The 18922-nt window shown below is 71.9% G+C and carries 14 protein-coding genes; 11 read left to right on the top strand and 3 right to left on the bottom strand.

What is annotated here, in order from left to right:
* Window positions 1–194 precede the first annotated feature (194 nt).
* On the top strand, window positions 195–3767 hold the full coding sequence (gene mfd, locus J0I43_RS00800) for a transcription-repair coupling factor (protein WP_292858998.1): 3573 nt from the start codon (window positions 195–197) through the stop codon (window positions 3765–3767).
* Window positions 3768–3903: 136 nt separating this feature from the next.
* Here mfd and gdhA read toward each other — a convergent pair whose 3' ends face one another.
* Window positions 3904–5262 carry an NADP-specific glutamate dehydrogenase gene (gdhA, locus tag J0I43_RS00805; RefSeq protein WP_292857502.1) on the bottom strand — a complete coding sequence of 453 codons (1359 nt, stop codon included), beginning with the start codon at window positions 5260–5262 and terminating at the stop codon, window positions 3904–3906.
* A gap of 138 nt (window positions 5263–5400) precedes the next feature.
* On the opposite strand from gdhA, the gene J0I43_RS00810 reads away from it, so the two are divergent.
* Complete coding sequence (locus J0I43_RS00810) at window positions 5401–6000, top strand: gamma carbonic anhydrase family protein (RefSeq protein ID WP_292857505.1); 600 nt, start codon at window positions 5401–5403, stop codon at window positions 5998–6000.
* A 30-nt stretch (window positions 6001–6030) separates the two neighbouring features.
* Here the strand turns inward: J0I43_RS00810 and J0I43_RS00815 are convergent, their stop codons facing one another.
* On the bottom strand, window positions 6031–8703 hold the full coding sequence (locus J0I43_RS00815) for a phosphoenolpyruvate carboxylase (RefSeq protein WP_292857508.1): 2673 nt from the start codon (window positions 8701–8703) through the stop codon (window positions 6031–6033).
* 109 nt (window positions 8704–8812) lie between these two features.
* Between J0I43_RS00815 and J0I43_RS00820 the strand changes: the two genes are divergently transcribed.
* The 4 genes from J0I43_RS00820 to J0I43_RS00835 all read left to right on the top strand — a co-directional run bounded on the left by J0I43_RS00820 (window position 8813) and on the right by J0I43_RS00835 (window position 13554).
* A complete protein-coding gene (locus J0I43_RS00820; protein WP_292857511.1) occupies window positions 8813–10006 on the top strand; it encodes a Na+/H+ antiporter NhaA in 1194 nt (397 codons plus the stop codon).
* On the top strand, window positions 10003–10674 hold the full coding sequence (locus J0I43_RS00825; protein WP_292857513.1) for a MazG family protein: 672 nt from the start codon (window positions 10003–10005) through the stop codon (window positions 10672–10674). Before J0I43_RS00820 ends, J0I43_RS00825 begins: the two co-directional genes overlap by 4 nt.
* A gap of 164 nt (window positions 10675–10838) precedes the next feature.
* Window positions 10839–12107 (top strand): histidine--tRNA ligase, encoded by a 1269-nt coding sequence (gene hisS, locus J0I43_RS00830; RefSeq protein WP_292859001.1) that lies wholly within the window; start codon window positions 10839–10841, stop codon window positions 12105–12107.
* Window positions 12108–12207: 100 nt separating this feature from the next.
* On the top strand, window positions 12208–13554 hold the full coding sequence (locus J0I43_RS00835) for a GDSL-type esterase/lipase family protein (RefSeq protein WP_292857515.1): 1347 nt from the start codon (window positions 12208–12210) through the stop codon (window positions 13552–13554).
* Here the strand turns inward: J0I43_RS00835 and J0I43_RS00840 are convergent.
* Entirely contained in the window at window positions 13538–14023 is a 486-nt protein-coding gene (locus tag J0I43_RS00840) for a DUF4442 domain-containing protein (RefSeq protein ID WP_292857518.1), read from the bottom strand. The two genes, J0I43_RS00835 and J0I43_RS00840, sit on opposite strands and share 17 nt — an antisense overlap.
* A gap of 202 nt (window positions 14024–14225) precedes the next feature.
* Between J0I43_RS00840 and J0I43_RS00845 the strand changes: the two genes are divergently transcribed.
* The 5 genes from J0I43_RS00845 (at window position 14226) to J0I43_RS00865 (ending at window position 18896) form a co-directional block, all read left to right on the top strand.
* Window positions 14226–14927, top strand: a complete 702-nt coding sequence (locus tag J0I43_RS00845) for an O-methyltransferase (protein WP_292857521.1) — start codon at window positions 14226–14228, stop codon at window positions 14925–14927.
* 98 nt (window positions 14928–15025) lie between these two features.
* A complete protein-coding gene (eno, locus tag J0I43_RS00850; protein ID WP_292857524.1) occupies window positions 15026–16306 on the top strand; it encodes a phosphopyruvate hydratase in 1281 nt (426 codons plus the stop codon).
* An 87-nt stretch (window positions 16307–16393) separates the two neighbouring features.
* Entirely contained in the window at window positions 16394–16936 is a 543-nt protein-coding gene (locus tag J0I43_RS00855; RefSeq protein WP_292857528.1) for a septum formation initiator family protein, read from the top strand.
* 116 nt (window positions 16937–17052) lie between these two features.
* Window positions 17053–17538, top strand: coding sequence for a DUF501 domain-containing protein (locus J0I43_RS00860; protein ID WP_292859004.1), 486 nt, complete (start codon window positions 17053–17055; stop codon window positions 17536–17538).
* On the top strand, window positions 17535–18896 hold the full coding sequence (locus tag J0I43_RS00865) for a S8 family serine peptidase (RefSeq protein WP_292857531.1): 1362 nt from the start codon (window positions 17535–17537) through the stop codon (window positions 18894–18896). The genes J0I43_RS00860 and J0I43_RS00865 overlap by 4 nt, the downstream gene beginning before the upstream one ends.
* Window positions 18897–18922: the final 26 nt, after the last annotated feature.

Genomic DNA, 18922 nt, shown 5'->3' on the forward strand with positions numbered 1-18922 from the left:
GTGGCGCGGGCTGTACGGGCGCGGCCGGTGCCGCTGGCGCCTCGGGGGCCGCTGGCGGCGCGGGCTGCTCGGGGACGTCGGGGCTGCTCGGCTGCTGATCGCTCACGGCCTCATCCTACGGACCGGCCCCGGCTCGTGTCGGCGGCGCGCAATAGACTCGTGCGGTGACAGTTCCCGGGATCGCGCGCGCCCTCATGCAGGCTCCGTCCGTCCGTGCGGCGGTCGACGCCGCCCGTGTCGACACCGATTTCTCGATGGTCGCGGGGCTCGATGCCCCCGCCCTCGCCGGGCTGCTGGACGCGCGACGGACGGCCGGCGCCCCGGCATCCCTTCTCGTCATCACGCCCACCGGGCGGCGGGCGGAGAGCATCGGGGCGGCGCTCGAGAGCATCGTGCCGGATGCCGCCGTGCGCCACTTCCCGGCATGGGAGACCTTGCCCCATGAACGCCTCAGCCCCTCGACCGAGACCGTCGGGCGCCGGCTGTCGGTGCTGCGCGAGGCCGCCGCGTGGCAGAGCGCGGGGGAGCGCGCGCCGCTCATCGTGACGGCGTCGGTGCGTGGGGCGCTGCAGCCGATCGCCGCGGGACTCACGGATGCCGGTGTGCTGGAGCTCGCGACCGGCGGGCGCGGGCACGACCTCGAGGCCGTGGCGCGGCGGCTCGTCGAGCTGGCCTACGTGCGCGTCGACATGGTCTCGCGTCGCGGCGAGTTCGCCGTGCGCGGCGGCATCCTCGACGTCTTCCCGCCCGTCGCCGACCATCCGTCCCGGATCGAGTTCTTCGGGGACGAGGTCGACCAGATCCGTGCGTTCTCGGTCGCCGACCAGCGCTCCCTGCCGGGCGAGGTGCGTGAGGTGACCCTCCTGCCGAGCCGCGAGCTGCTGCTGACGCCCGCCGTCCGCGAGCGCGCGGCGGGGCTGGAGAGCCGCTTCCCGGGCCTGCGCACGATGCTCGAGAAGATGAGCGAGGGCATTGCCGTCGAGGGGATGGAGTCGCTCCTGCCGGCGGTCGCCGATGCGATCGTCCCGCTCGTGGACTACCTGCCGCGCGGCACGGCCGTCGCGCTCGTCGACCCCGAGCGCGCCGTCACGCGCGCGATGACGCTCGGCGAGACCAACCGCGAATTCCTCGAGGCGGCCTGGACAGCCGCGACGGCCGGTGCGGACGTGCCCGTCGATCTCGACGCCGGCGACTTCCTCACGCTTCCCGCCCTGCGCGCCGCGACCGCCGAGCGCGGCGGCGTGTGGTGGTCGTTCAGCGGTTTCGATTCCGGTGAGGCGGATGCCGCGGCCGAGGGCCTGCTCGACGAGGCATCCGCCGGCTCCGACATCGTCCGCGTGCCCGCGGCTGCCGTTCCGTCGTTCCAGGGCAACGTAGACGGCGCGACGGCGCACGTGGGCGACCTCGTCGCGGCGGGGTGGAGCGTCGTCGTCGCGGCCTCCGGGACGGGGCTCGTCGACCGGACGCGCGACGTGCTCGCCGAGCGCGGCATCGCGGCGCGCGTCGTCGAGCGACTGGACGCTGCGCCCGAGCCCGGTGTCGCCGTCGCCGTCGTGGCGCGGCTCGAGAGCGGGTTCGAGTTCGCAGAGGCGAAGCTCGCGGTGCTCACCGAGGCCGAGTTCTTCGGCCGCACGATCGGCGCCGACGGGCGGGTCGTCAAGAAGCTCGCATCGCGGCGGCGCAACGTCGTCGACCCCCTGCAGCTGAAGCCCGGCGACATCGTCGTGCATTCGACGCACGGCATCGGCAAGTTCGTCGAGCTCGTGCAGCGCGAGGTGTCCTCGGGGGGACGCAATGCCGTGAAGACGACGCGCGAGTACCTCGTGCTCGAGTACGCGCCGTCCAAGCGCGGGCATCCGGGCGACAAGCTGTTCGTTCCGACCGACCAGCTCGACCTGTTGAGCCGCTACGTCGGCGGAGAGGCTCCGACGCTGTCGAAGATGGGCGGGTCGGACTGGGCTGCGGCCAAGGGCAAGGCGCGCAAGGCGGTCCGCGACATCGCAGTCGAGCTCGTCAAGCTGTACTCCGCGCGCATGGCCTCGAAGGGCTACGCCTTCGGGCCGGACACGCCGTGGCAGCGCGAGCTGGAAGAGGCGTTCCCCTTCGCAGAGACCCCCGACCAGCTGCAGACGATCGACGAGATCAAGGCCGACATGGAGCGGCCCATCCCGATGGACAGGCTCCTCTCCGGCGATGTCGGGTTCGGCAAGACCGAGGTCGCGGTGCGGGCGGCGTTCAAGGCGATCCAGGACGGCAAGCAGGTCGCGATGCTCGTGCCGACGACGCTCCTCGTCAAACAGCACCTGGAGACGTTCCAGGAGCGCTTCGCCGGATTCCCCGTCAAGGTGCGTCCGCTCTCGCGGTTCCAGAGCGACAAGGAGGCCCGCGACACGCTCGCCGGCATCACCGACGGCACCGTGGACCTCGTGATCGGCACGCACCGCATCCTCACCGAGAAGGTGATCTTCAAGGATCTCGGGCTCATGATCATCGACGAGGAGCAGCGTTTCGGCGTGGAGCACAAGGATGCCCTGAAGAAGCTCAAGACGAACGTCGACATCCTCGCGATGAGCGCGACCCCGATCCCGCGCACGCTCGAGATGGCGGTCACCGGCATCCGCGAGATGTCGACCCTTGCGACCCCGCCGGAGGACCGGCATCCGATCCTCTCCTACGTCGGCTCGCGCAGCGACAAGCAGATCGCGGCGGCGATCCGGCGGGAGCTCCTGCGCGAGGGCCAGGTGTTCTACGTGCACAACCGCGTGCAGTCGATCCAGCGGGTCGCGGCGCAGCTCGCCGAGCTCGTGCCCGAGGCGCGCATCGCGGTCGCGCACGGGCAGATGGGGGAGCACGCGCTGGAGGAGGTCGTGGACGGTTTCTGGGAGCGCCGCTACGACGTCCTCGTGTCGACGACGATCATCGAGACCGGGCTCGACATCTCGAACGCGAACACGATCATCATCGACCGTGCCGACAAGTACGGCCTCTCGCAGCTTCATCAGCTGCGCGGGCGCGTCGGGCGCGGGCGGGAGCGCGCGTATGCGTACTTCCTCTACGACGACATGAAGCCGCTCAGCGAGACGGCCGCCGATCGGCTCGAGACGATCGCGGTCAACAACGATCTGGGGTCGGGCATGCAGGTCGCGCTCAAGGATCTCGAGATCCGCGGCGCGGGGAACCTCCTCGGCGCCGAGCAGGCGGGGCACATCGCCGGCGTCGGATTCGACCTCTATCTCCGCATGATCGGCGAGGCCGTCGCGACGTTCCGCGGCGACGACGTCGAAGGTCCGGCCGAGCTCCGGCTCGAACTGCCGGTCGAGGCGCGGATCCCCGAGACCTACATCGACAGTGAGCGCCTGCGGCTCGAGGCCTACCAGAAGCTCTCGGCCGCGGCATCCCTCACCGCCCAGGACGACGCGATCGATCTCGTGCGCGAAGAGCTCGAGGACCGCTACGGCGCGGCCCCAGCGGACGTCGACGGGCTGTTCCGCATCGCGCGCCTGCGCCGACGCGCCGCGCAGGCGCAGCTGAGCGACGTCGTCGCCATGGGCCCCAACCTGCGTGTCGTGCCGGCGCCGGCATCCGACTCTCTGCGCGTGCGGCTGCAGCGGCTCTACCCGAAGTCGAAGGTGCTCGCCGGCGGTGAGGCGATGGTCGTGCCGCTGCCGAACGCGGGCGGTGAACCGCTCGCCGACGTCGACCTCATCGCATGGGTCGCGCAGCTGCTCGACCAGCTCTACCCCCTGCCCGAGCCCGCCGACGCCTGACCCGCACGCCCCGCGCATCCCTTTCCGCGGGAGCCGGTGGCGCAAGAGCGCGCCTCGCGGCGGCTGAGCGGTACTTTTGCGACACCTGATCGCGTCGAGACCTGATCGCGCGCCCAGGGGGTGCCCCGCGGGAGTGTCAGATGACGCCCTGCGCGAGCATGGCGTGCGCGACGCGCTCGAACCCGGCGATGTTGGCGCCGGCGACGTAGTCGCCCGGGCGGCCGTAGCGCTCCGAGGCATCCAGCGCCGCCCCGTGGATGTCGGCGATGATCGCGCGGAGCTTGCGCTCGCTGTCGCCGAAGCTCCAGCGCTGGCGGGCCGCGTTCTGACTCATCTCCAGCGCCGACGTCGCCACGCCACCGGCGTTCGCGGCCTTGCCCGGGCCGAAGAGCACGCCGGACGACTGGAACGCGGCGACCGCCGCGGGCGTCGAGGGCATGTTCGCACCCTCCGCGACGGCGCGGACACCGCCCGCGATGAGCGCACGGGCGTCATCCTCGTCGAGCTCGTTCTGCGTGGCCGACGGGATCGCGACGTCCACGGCGACCTCCCACGGCCGCGCGCCCTCCACGAAGCGCGCCGACGGACGCCGTGCGGCGTACTCGGAGATGCGTGCGCGCTCGACCTCCTTGATCTCGCGCAGCAGGTCGACGTCGATGCCGTCGTCGTCGACGACGTACCCGGAGGAGTCGGATGCCGTGACCGGCAGCGCGCCCAGTTCATGCGCCTTCGCGATGGCGTAGATCGCGACGTTCCCCGAGCCCGAGACACCGACCCGCAGGCCCTCGAGCGAGGTGCCGCGCGCGGCGAGCATCTCCTCGGCGAAGAACACGGCGCCGTAACCCGTCGCCTCGGTGCGCACCTCGGCGCCGCCCCACTGCACGCCCTTCCCGGTGAACATGCCCGACTCGTGGCGGTTCGTGATCTTGCGGTATTGACCGAACAGGAACCCGATCTCGCGCGCGCCCACGCCGATGTCGCCGGCGGGGACGTCCGTGTGCTCGCCGAGGTGGCGGTACAGCTCGTTCATGAACGACTGGCAGAAGCGCATGACCTCGGCATCCGACCTGCCGTGCGGATCGAAGTCGCTGCCGCCCTTCGCGCCGCCGATGCCTTGCCCGGTGAGCGCGTTCTTGAAGATCTGCTCGAAACCGAGGAACTTGATGATCGAGAGGTTCACGCTCGGGTGGAAGCGCAGGCCGCCCTTGTACGGGCCGAGCACGGACGAGAACTGGATGCGGTAGCCGCGGTTGACCCGCACGCGCCCGGCGTCGTCGATCCACGGCACGCGGAACATGATCTGTCGCTCGGGCTCGACGATCCGCTCCGCGATGCCGGCGTCGACGAACCGGGGATGCCGGTCGAGCACCGGCGCGATCGAGTGCAGCACCTCGTGGACGGCCTGCTGGAACTCGGGCTCGTGCGGGTTCCGGCCGGTGACGGTGTCGAAGACGTTCGAGACGGAGGCGGGCAGGGCGGCGAGGGTGTCGGTCACGGTGGAGCTTTCCGGCCGCGGGCGGATGGGGCAGAGGACGGGGAGGGGTGCGCGCGGCCTGTCTCACCCTAGCGGCGTCACCGCGGACCCTCGACGTGTGTGACATCGCGCCCCTACGCTGAGGGGAGGAGGGTCATCATGCAGTTCGAGCACCTCGAAGCGAGTCCGCGTATCCATCCCGGCGCCGTCGTGGCGCCGACCGCCGTGATCTCCGGCGATGTCACGATCGGCGAGGGATGCCAGGTGCTCCATGGCGCGGTCCTCACCGCCGAGGGCGGTCCGATCACGCTCGGTTCGCACGTCATCGTGATGGAGAACGCGCTCATCCGCGCGAGCGCGGTGCATCCCGTGCACATCGGGTCGCACGTGCTCGTCGGGCCCACGGCGAGCCTCTCCGGCGCGACGGTCGGCGACGAGGTGTTCCTCGCGACCGGCACCCGAGTGTTCAACGGCGCGCGGATCGGCGACCGGAGCGAGGTGCGCATCGGCGCCATCGTGCACCTGCGCACCGCCCTGCCGCCCGAGTCGGTCGTTCCGATCGGGTGGGTCGCCGTCGGCGACCCCGCGCAGATGCTCTCGCCCGACCGGCACGAGGAGATCTGGGCGCTGCAGAAGGACCTCGACTTCCCGGGCTACGTGTTCGGCCTCGACCGGCAGACACCCGACCTCATGATCCAGCTCACCGAGCGCTACGGTGCCGCGCTCGCGCGGCATGCGTCCGACCGCCGCCTCGACTGACGCCGCCGCCCGTGCTCCGACGGCGCGGCGTCACCCGGTGTTCTGGAGCCCCGCCGACACTCCGGACACGGAGAGCAGCAGCAGCCGCTGCCACGGCGCCACGTCGGTCTCGGCCACGTCGCCGGTGCGGAGCGTGCGCAGGGCGCGCAGCTGCAGGAGCGACAGCGCGTCGACGTAGGGGCTGCGCATCTTCACGGCCCGCTGCAGGACGGGCTTGTTCGCGAGCAGCCCGTCGCCGCCCGTGATCCGCACCACCCAGTCGGTCGTGAGACGCATCTCCTCCGCCACGAGCGCGGCGAGGTCGTCGCGGTCGCCGAGGTCGAGATAGCGGCGCGCGATGCGCTCGTCGGCCTTCGCGAGGCTCATGCCGACGTTGTCGATGACCGTCCGGAAGAGGGGCCATTGGTCGTACGCGCGGCGGAGCACCTCGGCATCCCCCACGGCGTCGAGCGCCGTGCCGAGGCCGAACCATCCCGCGAGGTTGATGCGCGCCTGCGACCACGCGAAGACCCACGGGATGGCGCGGAGGTCTTCGAGCGACTCGACGGACAGCCCGCGACGGGCGGGTCGCGAGCCGAGGGCGAGCAGGCCGATCTCCTCCATCGGGGTGACGGTCGCGAACCACGACGCGAACCCGTCCGCCTTCACGAGGGAGAAGAACCGCTCGCGGGACGCCGCGTCCATCGTCGCCGCGACGTCGGCGAAGCGCGCGGCCGCGGCGCTGTTGCGCTCCTCGATCGACGGGGCGGATGCCAGGAGCACCGCCGCCGCGACCTGATCGATGTGCCGCATCGCGATGTTGGGGTCGCCGTAGCGGGCGAAGATGACCTCGCCCTGCTCGGTGAGTTTGAATCGTCCGTCGACCGAGTGCGGCGGTTGCGCGAGGATCGCCGAGTTCGCAGGTCCGCCGCCGCGCCCGAGCGCGCCGCCGCGGCCGTGGAAGAGGGTGAGGTGGATGCCGGACTCCTGCGCCCACGCGGCGATCTTCGCCTGCGCCTCGTAGAGCGCGAGGTTGGCGGCGACCGGCCCGACGTCCTTCGACGAATCGGAGTAGCCGAGCATGACCTCGAGGCGGCGGCCCGTGGCATCCAGCCGCGCCGCGAAATCGGGGTGCGTCACGATCTCGGCCATGATCCCGGGCGCGGCCTGCAGGTCTGCGAACGTCTCGAAGAGGGGGATCACGTCGAGGACGGGAGGAGTCCCACCCGGGCCGACGGCGAAGCGGGCGAGCTCGTGCACGGCGGCGAGATCGGACGCCGACTGCGTGAACGACACGATGTAGCGGCCCGCCGCGCCCGGCCCGTAGCGGTGCTGGATCTGCCCGATCGTGCGGAACACCTCGAGCACCTCCTCCGCCTGCGTACTGAGCACGTCACCCGCGCGACACTCGGCGAGCACTTTCGCGTGCACGGCGGAGTGCTGGCGCACCTCGAGCTCTGCCAGGTGGAACCCGAACGTCTCCACCTGCCAGATGAGCTGCTGCAGGTGCCCATACGCCTGACGCGGAGCGCCCGCCGCGGCGAGCGAGTCCTGGACGACGACGAGGTCCGCGAGCAACCGGCTCGGCTCGCGGTAGCCGAGATCGGCGTCACGGCGGCGCGTGGCGACGATGCGGCGCGTGATGAGCAGGAGGGCGCGCTTGTGCGGCTCGCCCTTCGCGCGCTTGGCTGCGTCGGCCGCACCGTCCTCGTCGGCGGCCGCGAGACGCTGCACGAGCGCGGTCAGGGCGGCGCTCGGCGGCGTCGTCTCCTCCGCGAGGGTCAGCGTCTTCGCGATGCGCCCGGCAGAGTTCGCGAGGCCCAGGAGCACGTGCTCCGCGGCGATTCCCGCGGCCTTCTTGGTGACGGATGCCGTGACGAAAGGGTTCCCGTCGCGGTCGCCGCCGACCCACGTGCCGAGGCGCACGAACGGGCGCACGATCGGCGCGCGGCTGCCCGCCGCCGGCCCCTGCAGCGCGTCGTCGACGCGGCGGTACACGTGCGGGACGGCGGTGTAGAGCGTCTCGTCGAAGACCGCCATGATGGCGCGGACCTCGTCGACGGGGGTCGGCTTCTCGGCGCGCAGCGGCGCCGTGCGCCACAGCGTGTCGATCTCTTCGAGCATGCGCCGCTCGGCGCGGCGCTCGTCGGCGCCGCCCTGCAGCGACGCGTCGTGCTCGCTCAGGAGCTTCACGAGGCGGCGGATGCTCGTCGACACTGCGCGCCGGCGCGCCTCCGTCGGGTGCGCCGTGAAGACGGGGTGGAACCGGAGGTTCTGGAGGCGCCGCAGAGCCGTGTCGTCGCCGACCTCGGCGGCCAGGTGCACGAAGGCCGCGGCGACCGAGTCGGCGGCATCCTCCTTGTCGGGCCGCCCGTCGCGCTCGCGCAGCACGCGCACGCGCTGGTGTTCTTCGGCGAGGTTCACGAGGTGGAAGTACACCGTGAAGGCCCGGGCGACCTCGTCGGCCCGCGCGATCGAGAACGACTCGGCGATCACCGCGGCGCGCTCGAACGCCTCCGCGGACTCGTCGGTGTAGGCCGCGATCGTCGCCTGCCGCAGACGCTCGACGTCCTCGTACAGGCCGGGGGAGCCGCTCTCCCGCAGGACGCGCCCGAGGAGCGCGCCGAGCATGCGCACATCGGCGCGCATGCGCTCGGGCAGCTCCTGCTCGGCCTCGTAGCGCCCGACGAGGTCGATGGCTTCGGTGCGGGTCAGTTCAGGCATCCCTCAACGGTAATGCCCGCCTGTTTCGGTTTTGTCACGCGTTACGATGGTCCATGGTGTGCCGGGAAGCCTGGTCGGCGTCTTCGCTCCCGACCCCGAAAGAAGAGGCATGAGCCTGCTCCGTTCCGACCGCTTCCCCGCCGTCGTCCTCCTCGCCGCCGCCGCGATCGGCCTCGTCGTCGCCAATACCGGCGCGCACGACGCGGTGGATGTCGCGATGCACGTCCACCTCGGCATCCCCGGCCTGTTCGATCTGTCGATCGAGCACTGGATCAAGGACGGGTTGCTCGCCGTCTTCTTCTTCGTCGTCGCCGTCGAGCTGCAGTTCGAGCTGACGAGCGGGGAGCTGAACTCGGCCCGCAAGGCCACGCAGCCCGCAATCGCGGCGGCCGGCGGCATCCTCGTGCCGATCCTCGTGTTCGTGCTGTTCGCCGCCGGCACGGACAGCGTGTCGGGCTGGCCCGTGCCGACCGCGACCGACATCGCGTTCGCGCTCGGCGTGCTCGCCGTCTTCGGCCGCGGACTGCCGCCGGCGCTGCGGATCTTCCTGCTCGCCCTCGCGATCCTCGACGACATCGTCGGGATCGTGTTCATCGCGGTGCTGTTCACGACCGGCGTGAATGTCGGCATGCTCGCGCTCGCAGCGGTCGGGGTCGTCGTCTTCGGCATCCTGAGCCGCCAGCTGGACACGCGGGCGCGGCGCCCGATCGCGGTCGCGCTCGTCGTCGTCGCGGTGCTCACGTGGGCCTTCGTCTACGCGTCGGGCGTGCATGCGACGATCGCCGGGGTCGCGCTCGGCCTCGCGATGGCCCAGCAGCCCGCGCTCCGGGCACGGCACGCGCTCGAGCCGTGGGTGAACGGGCTCGTGCTGCCGCTGTTCGCCTTCTCGGCGGCGCTCGTCGCGATCCCCGCGGTATCGCCGTCGCAGCTGCAGCCGGCCTTCTGGGGGATCGCCGTCGCGCTGCCGCTCGGCAAGCTCGTCGGCATCTCGCTGTTCGGCTGGGTCGCGCTGCGTCTCGGCCGGGAGAAGGGCGCCGCCCCGCCGCTGCCGTTCGCCGATCTCCTCGCCGCGGGCGCGCTCGGCGGCATCGGCTTCACGGTGTCGCTCCTCCTCGGCGAGCTCGCGTTCGCGGGCGACGCGCTGCTGCGCGACGAGGCGATCCTGGGCGTCCTCGCCGGATCCGTCGTGGCCCTCGTGATGGCGAGCGTGCTCGTGTCGGTGCGCGCGGCGCACTACCGGCGCCGCGCGCGGTCGGGGGAGCCGGCCTTCCAGGGACCGATCGAGAAGGAGGCGCAGGCATGACGGAGGCGAGCGAGGCGGCGGCCGATCCGGTCTGCAGTGTCGATCCACTGCGAGAGGCCGCCGACACGATGCGTGCGGTGCGGGAGCGGTGTGTCTGGTCGCAGCGCATCACCCACGACGACCTCGTGCCCTACCTCGTGGAGGAATCGGCGGAGCTCATCGACGCGGTCGAGTCCGGCACGCGCTCGGATCTCCGCGAGGAGCTCGGTGACCTCCTCTGGCAGGTGCTGTTCCACGCCGCGGTCGCCGCGGAGGATCCGGAGGATCCGTTCACGATCGACGACGTGGCATCCGGTCTCGTCGAGAAGATGGTGCGGCGACATCCGCACGTCTTCGCCGACGCCGTCGCGACGACGCCGGAAGAGGTGCTCGTGCACTGGAACGCGGCGAAGGCCGCGGAGAAGCGCCTGCGGCGGTCGGTGCTCGACGGCGTCTCGCCGCACATGCCATCGCTCGCGCTCGCGCAGAAGATGCTCGGGCGCGCCGCCCCGCTCGGAGTCACCCGCTCCGGCGGTGCCGCGCCGACGCCCGAGTCCGAGGCGGAGCTCGGCGAGGCGCTGATCGGGCTCACCGCGCTCGCGCGCGAGCGCGGGTGGGATGCCGACCGCGCGCTCCGCGGCGCAATCCGCACCCTCGAGGCCGACGTGCGCGCGGCGGAGAGATCCTAACTCCTTCGGTTCGCCGCGCCGGGGCCCATGCGATCGTCCCCACGGCGCTGACGGCGTCGGATCGAAGGAGTTCTGCACAGTACCCGTCGCCTCCGGCGCGACGGGTACCTGAAACGGCGACCTGGAATACTGGACCGGTGCCCTCCGTGAACCCGCCGCGCGGCATGCGCGACTTCCTCCCCGCCGACAAGGCCCGCCGTGAGCGTGTGCTCGCCGTGATCCGTGAGCGCTATCGTGCGCACGGCTTCGACGAGATCGAGACCCCCGTCATGGAGGATTACGACCGCCTCCACGCCGGGATCGGCGGCGACAACGAGAAGCTGGCGTTCAACGTCCTCAAGCGCGGGCTGGATGCCGAGGCCGTCGTCGCTGCGTCCGACGGCCCTGCGCGGCTCGCGGATCTGGGCCTTCGCTACGACCTGACCGTGCCGCTCGCGCGGTTCTATGCGACGCACCGGGCTCAGCTGCCCACGGTGTTCCGCTCCATCCAGATGGCGCCGGTGTGGCGCGCGGAGCGCCCGCAGAAGGGGCGTTACCGACAGTTCGTGCAATGCGACATCGACATCATCGGCGACGCGACGGGGCGCGCCGAGGCAGAGCTCATCGTCGCGACGCTCGACGCGGTCGATGCGCTGGGGCTCGAGGGCGCGACCGTGCGCATCAACGACCGCCGTGCGCTCGACTGGATGCTCGGCCGCTTCGGTTTCGGCTCCGACGAGCGCCCGGGCGTGCTCATCACGATCGACAAGCTCGACAAGATCGGTCCCGACGGGGTCGTCGCCGAGCTCCGGGAGCGCGGGGCGTCGACGGAGGCCGTCGATGCGTTCGAGGCGTTCCTCCGCCGCCCGCAGACGCTCGAGCTGCGCGCTTTCGGCGCGGCCGCGATCCGCGCGGCTCTGCCCGACGGCGCGCCCGACGAGATCGTCGACGACCTGGTCGCCCTCGGCGACGCGGTCGGGGCGGCCCGCGGCGTCCCCACGTCGTCCGCCACGCTGCCGCTCGCCTTCGACCCGTTCCTCGTCCGCGGCATGGGCTACTACACCGGCACGATCTTCGAGCTCGCCCACCCGAGCGTCGACTACTCGCTCGGCGGCGGAGGCCGCTACGACGGCATGATCGGCCGCTTCCTCGGGCAGGACGTCCCCGCCGTCGGGTTCTCGATCGGCTTCGAGCGGATCGTCGATCTCATCGAGGAGCGCGCGGATGCCGCGGCATCCGCGATCGTCCTCGTCCACGATCGGGACGTGCCGGTCGCCGAGCTCGCCGCGGTCAAAGCCGCCCTCGTCGCCGGGGGTTCGCGCGTGCGCCTCGAGCAGCGCACGAAGAACCTCAAGGCCCTGCTCGAGCGCGCTGCCGCCGACGGCTACACGGCGTTCGCGACGGTCGCCGCGGGGCAGAGCGCCGCGGATCTCGAGGTCAAGCCGCTCGGCTGAGGGCTGCGCGCGTCGGCGTCGCCGGACAAGCCGTTGCCGGCGGATGCCGACATCCGCGTGCCGTCACCCGTCGTTCATCTTCGCGCGGTGAACTCGGTTCGTGGCTCGTCACACGATCCCGCGCGCGCCGGCCCTCGTCGCCGTCGTCGGCGCGGGCGCGCTCGCGATCGGGGGAGCGGCCCGATTCGTCCTCGTCCGTCAGGCCGCCGTCGCCCGCCGCCGGATCGGCAAGCCCCTCGGCGAGGTCGCCCTCGACGCGGACCGCGTCTGGCGTCCGAAGCGCGGCGGATCGGCGATTCAGCTGCTGATGGTCGGCGATTCGATCGCGGCAGGTCTGGGTGCCGAGCGCCCGAAGGACGTCCTCGGGGCGCGCATCGCGAAGAGCGTCGGCGGATTCCTCCAGCGGCCGGTCCATCTGCGGACAGCGGCGCACGTCGGGGCGGAGTCCCAGGACCTCGCGCGTCAGATCGACCGGCTGCCCGTGGCGTATCGCCCCGACGTCGCCGTCGTCATCGTCGGCGGGAACGATGTCACGCACCGTGTGCCTGTCGGGGCCGCGGCGGCGCAGCTGGAGGACGCGATCACGCGTCTGCGCGCCCGCGGCGCGGAGGTCGTGGTCGGCACCTGTCCGGATCTCGGCGCCCTCCGCGCGGTGCCCCAGCCGCTGCGGAGCCTCGGCGCGCAGGCGTCTCGACAGCTCGCCCGTGCGCAGGCGGGAGCGGCGCTGCGCGCGGGCGCGCGCGTCGTCTCGCTGCGACGCGCCGTCGGTCATCTGTTCGTGGCGAACCCCGACGACATGTTCAGCATCGATCGGTTCCACCCGAGCGCTCTCGGCTACCGCCGCACCGCCGACGCGCTCGCGCCGGAGGTCGTCGCCGCGCTCGCGGGGGCGATGGTGACGCCCGCGACGACGCCCGCGACTCCGCCGGCGACACCGCTCGTATCCAGGAGGAATCGACATTCCCCGGCGTCGCCGGTGGCGCGGGCGACCCCGCAGGCGCAGAATGCACCCATGACCCTCCACGTGCGCACGACCCTCCCCAAGAACGGCCCCGCGACGGCGATCGAGCTGACCGACGCGCAGGTGGAGGAGCTCGGCGGCGGCAAGCGTGCCGCCGTCGTCGTCCGCATCGGCGCTCGCGAGGCACGGCTGCGGCTCGGCGTCATGGGCGGAAAGAACCTGATCGGCATGTCGAAGGCCGCCCGGGCCGAGCTCGGCGTCGAGATCGGCGACACCGTCGAGGCATCCATCGAGGTGGATGCCGCGGAGCGCGAGATCACCGTTCCGGACGACCTCGCCGCCGCTCTCGACGCGGCCGGCGTGCGTGCGGCGTTCGACGCGCTCGCACCGTCTCGGCGCAAGGAGGTCGTCCGCGGAGTCGCGGAGGCGAAGCAGGCCGCGACCCGCGAGCGCCGCATCGCGGCGGCGGTCAGCTCGTTGGGGTGAGGCCCCCGGCATCCGTGACGCGCTTCTTCTCACGCACGTAGACCTCGCGGCGCACGCGCGCCACGACCGCACCCGACGCGTCGGTGATGTCGGTCTCGAACCACTCGAGCACCTTCGCCCCGCCCCGGGCCCGTTCGCGGATGTCGGCGACCGTCTCACGCGGCACGGCGAAGCGGGCCGTGAGCACTCCGCGGCCCGGCGTCACGAACTCGATCTCGCCCCGCGTGTCCCACACCACATAGTCGCGGCCGAGTTGATGCATCACGAGCATGAAGAAGTACGGGTCGGTCATCGCCGACATCGACCCGCCGAACGCGGTCTTGACGTAGTTGCGCGTCAGCAGATTGACGTGCAGCTCGACCGTCGCCTCCGTCCAATCGTCCGCGAACCGGCGCACGCGGATGCCGCTGAAGAGGTTCGGAGCCCACAGGCTCATGCCGATCGCGAGGCGCCGGGGGGTCATACGCATCGCGCCAGTGTGGCGAGTGACCCGCGGGCACGCGAGTCGTTTGTCGGGCATCCACAAGCCGCCGAGTGCATCGGCTGCTCACGAGTGCGCCGGACCTCCACGGTGAATGACCAGCGTTCTCGGCGCGAATCGGCGTTCTCGACGCTGACGGGTGCGCGCCCGACCGGTTGACGGGGCCGCGCGCGCCCGGTTGGCTGGCGACATGCCTCAGCTCAGCGCGGATGCCGCGGATGCCGTCGACCGCTACCTCGTCGAGACGCTCGTCGGGCACGACGACGACCTGGATGCCGCGGTCGCGGCCCAGCGCGTGGCGGGGATGCCGGCGATCGAGGTGGCGCCGACCGGCGGCAAGCTCCTGCACCTGCTCGCGCGGGCGACCGGGGCGCGCCGGGTGCTGGAGGTCGGCACCCTCGGCGGGTACTCGACGATCTGGCTGGCGCGCGCGCTGCCCTCCACCGACTCCGAGGCGCGCGTCGTCACGATCGAGGCAGAGCCCGCGCACGCGGCCGTGGCGCGCGCGAGCATCGATCGGGCGGGCGTCGGGGAGCGCGTCGAGATCCGTGTCGGCCGCGGTGCGGATGTGCTTCCCACCCTCGTGGGCGCGCCGCCGTTCGACCTCGTCTTCATCGATGCCGACAAGGAATCGAACACCGTCTATCTCGACTGGGCCGCGCGGCTCTCCCGGCCCGGCGCGCTCGTCGTGGTCGACAACGTCGTGCGCTCGGGCCGGGTCGCCGATCCCGACGACGACAGCGCCCAGGTGGAGGGGGTGCGTGCCGGCCTCGCGATGCTGCGCGAGGATCCGCGGTTCGACGCGACGGCGATCCAGACCCTCGACGCGAAGGGCTGGGACGGCATCGCGGTCGCCCTCGTCACCGGGGCCTCACCCGTCGAAGCGGGTTGATCCGGCCCGGGGCCTGCGATCGCGGCATCCGCATCACTATGCTCGAACCTGGACCGACGACGCTCCGAGATCCATCCTCCACAAGCAAGGAGTCCCCTGTGGCACTGATCGAGGCTGTAGGCGCACGCGAGATCCTGGATTCGCGTGGCAACCCGACCGTCGAAGTGGAGGTGCTCCTCGACGACGGCATCGTCCAGCGCGCGGCCGTCCCCTCCGGCGCATCCACCGGCGCATTCGAGGCGTACGAGCTGCGCGACGGCGACAAGAGCCGCTACGGCGGCAAGGGCGTGCTCAAGGCCGTGAACGCCGTCATCGACGAGCTCGGCCCCGCGATCGAAGGGGTGGATGCCAGCGAGCAGCGCATCATCGACGAGATCCTCATCGCGACGGACGGCACCGAGAACAAGTCGCGCACCGGCGCGAACGCGATCCTGGGCGTGAGCCTCGCGGTCGCCAAGGCCGCGGCCGACGCCGCCGATCTGCCGCTGTTCCGCTACCTCGGCGGCCCGAACGCGCACGTTCTGCCCGTGCCCCTGTTCAACGTGATCAACGGCGGCGAGCACGCCGACAACGGCATCGACTTCCAGGAGTACTTCCTCGCCCCGATCGGCGCCGAGACGTACGCCGAGTCGCTGCGCTGGGGCACCGAGGTGTACCACGTCCTCAAGGGCGAGCTGAAGGCCGCGGGCTTCAACACGGGCCTCGGCGACGAGGGCGGCTTCGCGCCCGACCTGCCGAGCAACCGCGAGGGCCTCGACTTCCTGATCAAGGCGATCGAGAAGGCCGGCTTCACGCCCGGCAAGGACATCGGCGTGGGCCTGGACGTCGCCGCGACGGAGTTCTACAAGGACGGCGTCTACACCGTCGAGGGCAAGGCGTGGTCGGCGGAGAAGTTCACCGACTACTTCGCCGACCTCGTCGCGAACTACCCCGTCGTGACGATCGAGGACGCGCTCGCCGAGGACGACTGGGATGCCTGGAAGCACCTCACCGACGCCATCGGCGACAAGGTGCAGCTCGTGGGCGACGACCTGTTCGTCACGAACCCCGTCCGCCTGCAGAAGGGCATCGACCTCGGGGTCGCCAACGCGCTCCTGGTCAAGGTGAACCAGATCGGCACGCTGTCCGAGACGCTCGACGCGATCGCTCTCGCGACGCAGAACGGCTACCGTTCGATGCTCTCGCACCGTTCCGGTGAGACGGAGGACACGACGATCGCCGACCTCGCCGTCGCCGTCAACGCCGGCCAGATCAAGACCGGCGCGCCCGCCCGCAGCGAGCGCGTCGCGAAGTACAACCAGCTGCTGCGCATCGAGGAGGAGCTCGGCGATGCCGCGGTCTTCGCCGGCCGCGCGGCCTTTCCCCGTTTCAAAGGTTGAGGCCCGTTTCAAAGGTTGAGGCCCGTTTCAAGGGCTGAGGCGCGTTTCGCGGGATGATCCGCGCGTCCGCCGCGTAGGCTGGACGGTATGACGAGAGAGGGAGCCGGGCGCCATGCGCCGGCTCCCTCTTCTCGTGCCGGGGCGCCGGTGGGGGAGGCCGGACCGGCGCGCCGTGTCGACGTGCGGGAGTGGGCCGGCGGCATCCGGTTCACGGCGTTCACCGGGATCATGCTGGGACTCGTGGTCCTGGCGGTGTTCGTGCTCGTGCCGTCGGTCGGGGTGTACGTGTCGCAACGCCAGCAGATCGCGGCGCTCGAGCAGTCGGTGACGCTGACCTCCGACCAGGTCGCGCAGCTGGAACAGCAGAAGGAGCGCTGGGCCGACCCCGCCTATGTCACGTCGCAGGCGCGTGCCCGGCTGTACTACCGCTATCCCGGCGAGGTGGTGTACCTCGTGGACGACGACCTGCCGGCCTCATCGCTCCCGCCCGACCAGCTGCCCGTGAGCGACGACGTCACCGAGACACGCTCGAACTGGATGTCGCAGCTCGTCCGGTCGGTGGCGTGGGCGGGGCTCACGCAGACGACTGTCGGGCCGGGGGAGACCACGGGCGACACTCCGGCAGGCTGACGCGGCATCCGCGTTCCGCGCGCGGTCGACCCAGCCCCTCGTCAGGCGGCCCCGGTACGCTGGATGACGTGCCGCACCCGACTCTCAGCCCCGCGACCGACCGCGACCTCGAGGTCATGCGCGAGCAGCTCGGCCGCCCGATGCGCGGCGTCGTCGGGATCGCGGCGCGCTGCGCGTGCGGCAATCCGACCGTCGTCGCGACCGAGCCGCGGCTCCCGGACGGCACGCCCTTCCCGACGTTCTACTACCTGACGCATCCGGGCGCGACGGCGGCGATGTCGGCGCTCGAGGCGGGGCAGGTCATGCCCGAGTTCGCGGCGCTGCTGGCGGAGGACACCGCCGTCGCCGAGGCGTATGCCGCCGCCCACAACGCGTACCTCTCCGACCGCGCCGTGTACGGCGAGGTCGAGGAGATCGCCGGTATCTCCGCGGGTGGCATGCCGACCCGTGTGAAGTGCCTGCACGCGCTCGCGGGGCACGCGCTCGCGGCCGGTCCCGGGGTCAATCCCATCGGCGATCTCGCGCTCGCGCGCGGAGACTGGTCGCCCGAGCGGTGCACCTGCGCCGACCCGGGCTCGGATCTGCCGCAGGGGTCTGCATGACACAGCGCCGACGAGGGCTCCGCCGCATCGCGCTGACGCTCGTCGTCGGCGCGCTCGTCGCGGGGGTCGGCGCCGCGCCGGCGCCGACCCCCGCGACGGCGGGCGCCGTGGGAAGCGTCGCCGCGGCGGGTGTCGGGGCTCCGATGGTCGATCCGACGCCGTCGCCCACGCCCGGAGCAGACCCCGCCCGGGCCGCCGAGTACTGGCTCGACGAGTACGGAGTGCGCAGCGCCTGGGCCACGACGCGCGGCAAGGGGCAGACGATCGCGATCATCGACACCGGCATCGGGCGTGGGCCGGTCGAGTTCGCGGGGGCGGTGACGGGCGGCGCGGACTTCTCGGGCGTCGGCGCGTCGGACGGGCGCAAGCCCGTCGGCGCGGTCGACGGCAACCACGGCAGCTGGGTCGCGTCACTCGCTGCCGCGCGGGGGACCGGCGCCGACACGGGCATGATCGGGGTGGCACCCGAGGCGAGCCTCTTGTCGATCTCGATCGGCTTCGGCGCCTCCTCCTCGGTGCCGTTCGTGCAGCAGGTCGCCGATGCGATCCGCTGGGCGGTCGACCACGATGCCGACGTCATCAATCTGTCGTTCACGACGAACACCCTCACGTGGGACCCCTCGTGGGACGACGCGTTCCTCTATGCCTTCTCGCACGACGTCGTCGTCGTCGTCGCGGCGGGCAACAAGGGGAGTGGCACCGACGAGGTCGGCGCTCCCGCGACGATCCCGGGCGTCCTCACCGTCGGCGGGGTCTCGCGCAGCGGCGCGGCGAGCGAAGAGGCATCCACGCAGGGCATCACGATCGGCATCTCGGCGCCCAGCGAGGAGCTGCTCGGGGTCTCGGCCGACGGGCAGCTCGTGCAGTGGAACGGCACGAGCGGCGCGGCCCCGATCGTCGCGGGCATCGCCGCTCTCGTGCGGGCAGCCCATCCCGACATCGACGCCGACAACGTCATCAACCGCATCATCCGCACCGCGCGCCCTGCCGCCGGGGCGACCGCCGTGCCCGACCCGAAGTACGGCTACGGACTCGTGGATGCCGCGGCCGCCGTCACCGCGGACGTCGCCTCGGTCGATGCCAACCCGATGGGCGATCTCGCCGAGTGGATCCGCCTCTACCGCCGAGCCGACGTCGGCCCGGCGCCGCAGCCCACGGCATCTCCGGTCACCCTCCCGGATCTGCCGGCGGCGGATCCCGCGCCGGTGACGTCGCCGCTGCCGCCGAACGCGGACACGCTGCGGTACGGGACGGTGCCGCTCGGAGGGGTCACGCTGGCCGCTATACTGGTGGCGCTCGGCGTCACTGCTGCTGCCCGGCGCATCAGATCGGAGCGCGCACGTCCTCCGAGCCGTTGATTCAAGGAGTTCTTCCACCTGTGAGC

This window comes from Microbacterium sp., from assembly GCF_017305435.1.
Lineage (GTDB): Bacteria > Actinomycetota > Actinomycetes > Actinomycetales > Microbacteriaceae > Microbacterium.

Coding starts and splice junctions, on each gene's coding strand:
- mfd (WP_292858998.1), top strand. CDS start 195: ATGCAGGCTCCGTCCGTCCGTGCGGCGGTCGACGCCGCCCGTGTCGAC.
- J0I43_RS00810 (WP_292857505.1), top strand. CDS start 5,401: ATGCAGTTCGAGCACCTCGAAGCGAGTCCGCGTATCCATCCCGGCGCC.
- J0I43_RS00815 (WP_292857508.1), bottom strand. CDS start 8,703: ATGCCTGAACTGACCCGCACCGAAGCCATCGACCTCGTCGGGCGCTAC.
- J0I43_RS00820 (WP_292857511.1), top strand. CDS start 8,813: ATGAGCCTGCTCCGTTCCGACCGCTTCCCCGCCGTCGTCCTCCTCGCC.
- J0I43_RS00825 (WP_292857513.1), top strand. CDS start 10,003: ATGACGGAGGCGAGCGAGGCGGCGGCCGATCCGGTCTGCAGTGTCGAT.
- hisS (WP_292859001.1), top strand. CDS start 10,839: ATGCGCGACTTCCTCCCCGCCGACAAGGCCCGCCGTGAGCGTGTGCTC.
- J0I43_RS00840 (WP_292857518.1), bottom strand. CDS start 14,023: ATGCGTATGACCCCCCGGCGCCTCGCGATCGGCATGAGCCTGTGGGCT.
- J0I43_RS00845 (WP_292857521.1), top strand. CDS start 14,226: ATGCCTCAGCTCAGCGCGGATGCCGCGGATGCCGTCGACCGCTACCTC.
- J0I43_RS00855 (WP_292857528.1), top strand. CDS start 16,394: ATGACGAGAGAGGGAGCCGGGCGCCATGCGCCGGCTCCCTCTTCTCGT.
- J0I43_RS00860 (WP_292859004.1), top strand. CDS start 17,053: ATGCGCGAGCAGCTCGGCCGCCCGATGCGCGGCGTCGTCGGGATCGCG.
- J0I43_RS00865 (WP_292857531.1), top strand. CDS start 17,535: ATGACACAGCGCCGACGAGGGCTCCGCCGCATCGCGCTGACGCTCGTC.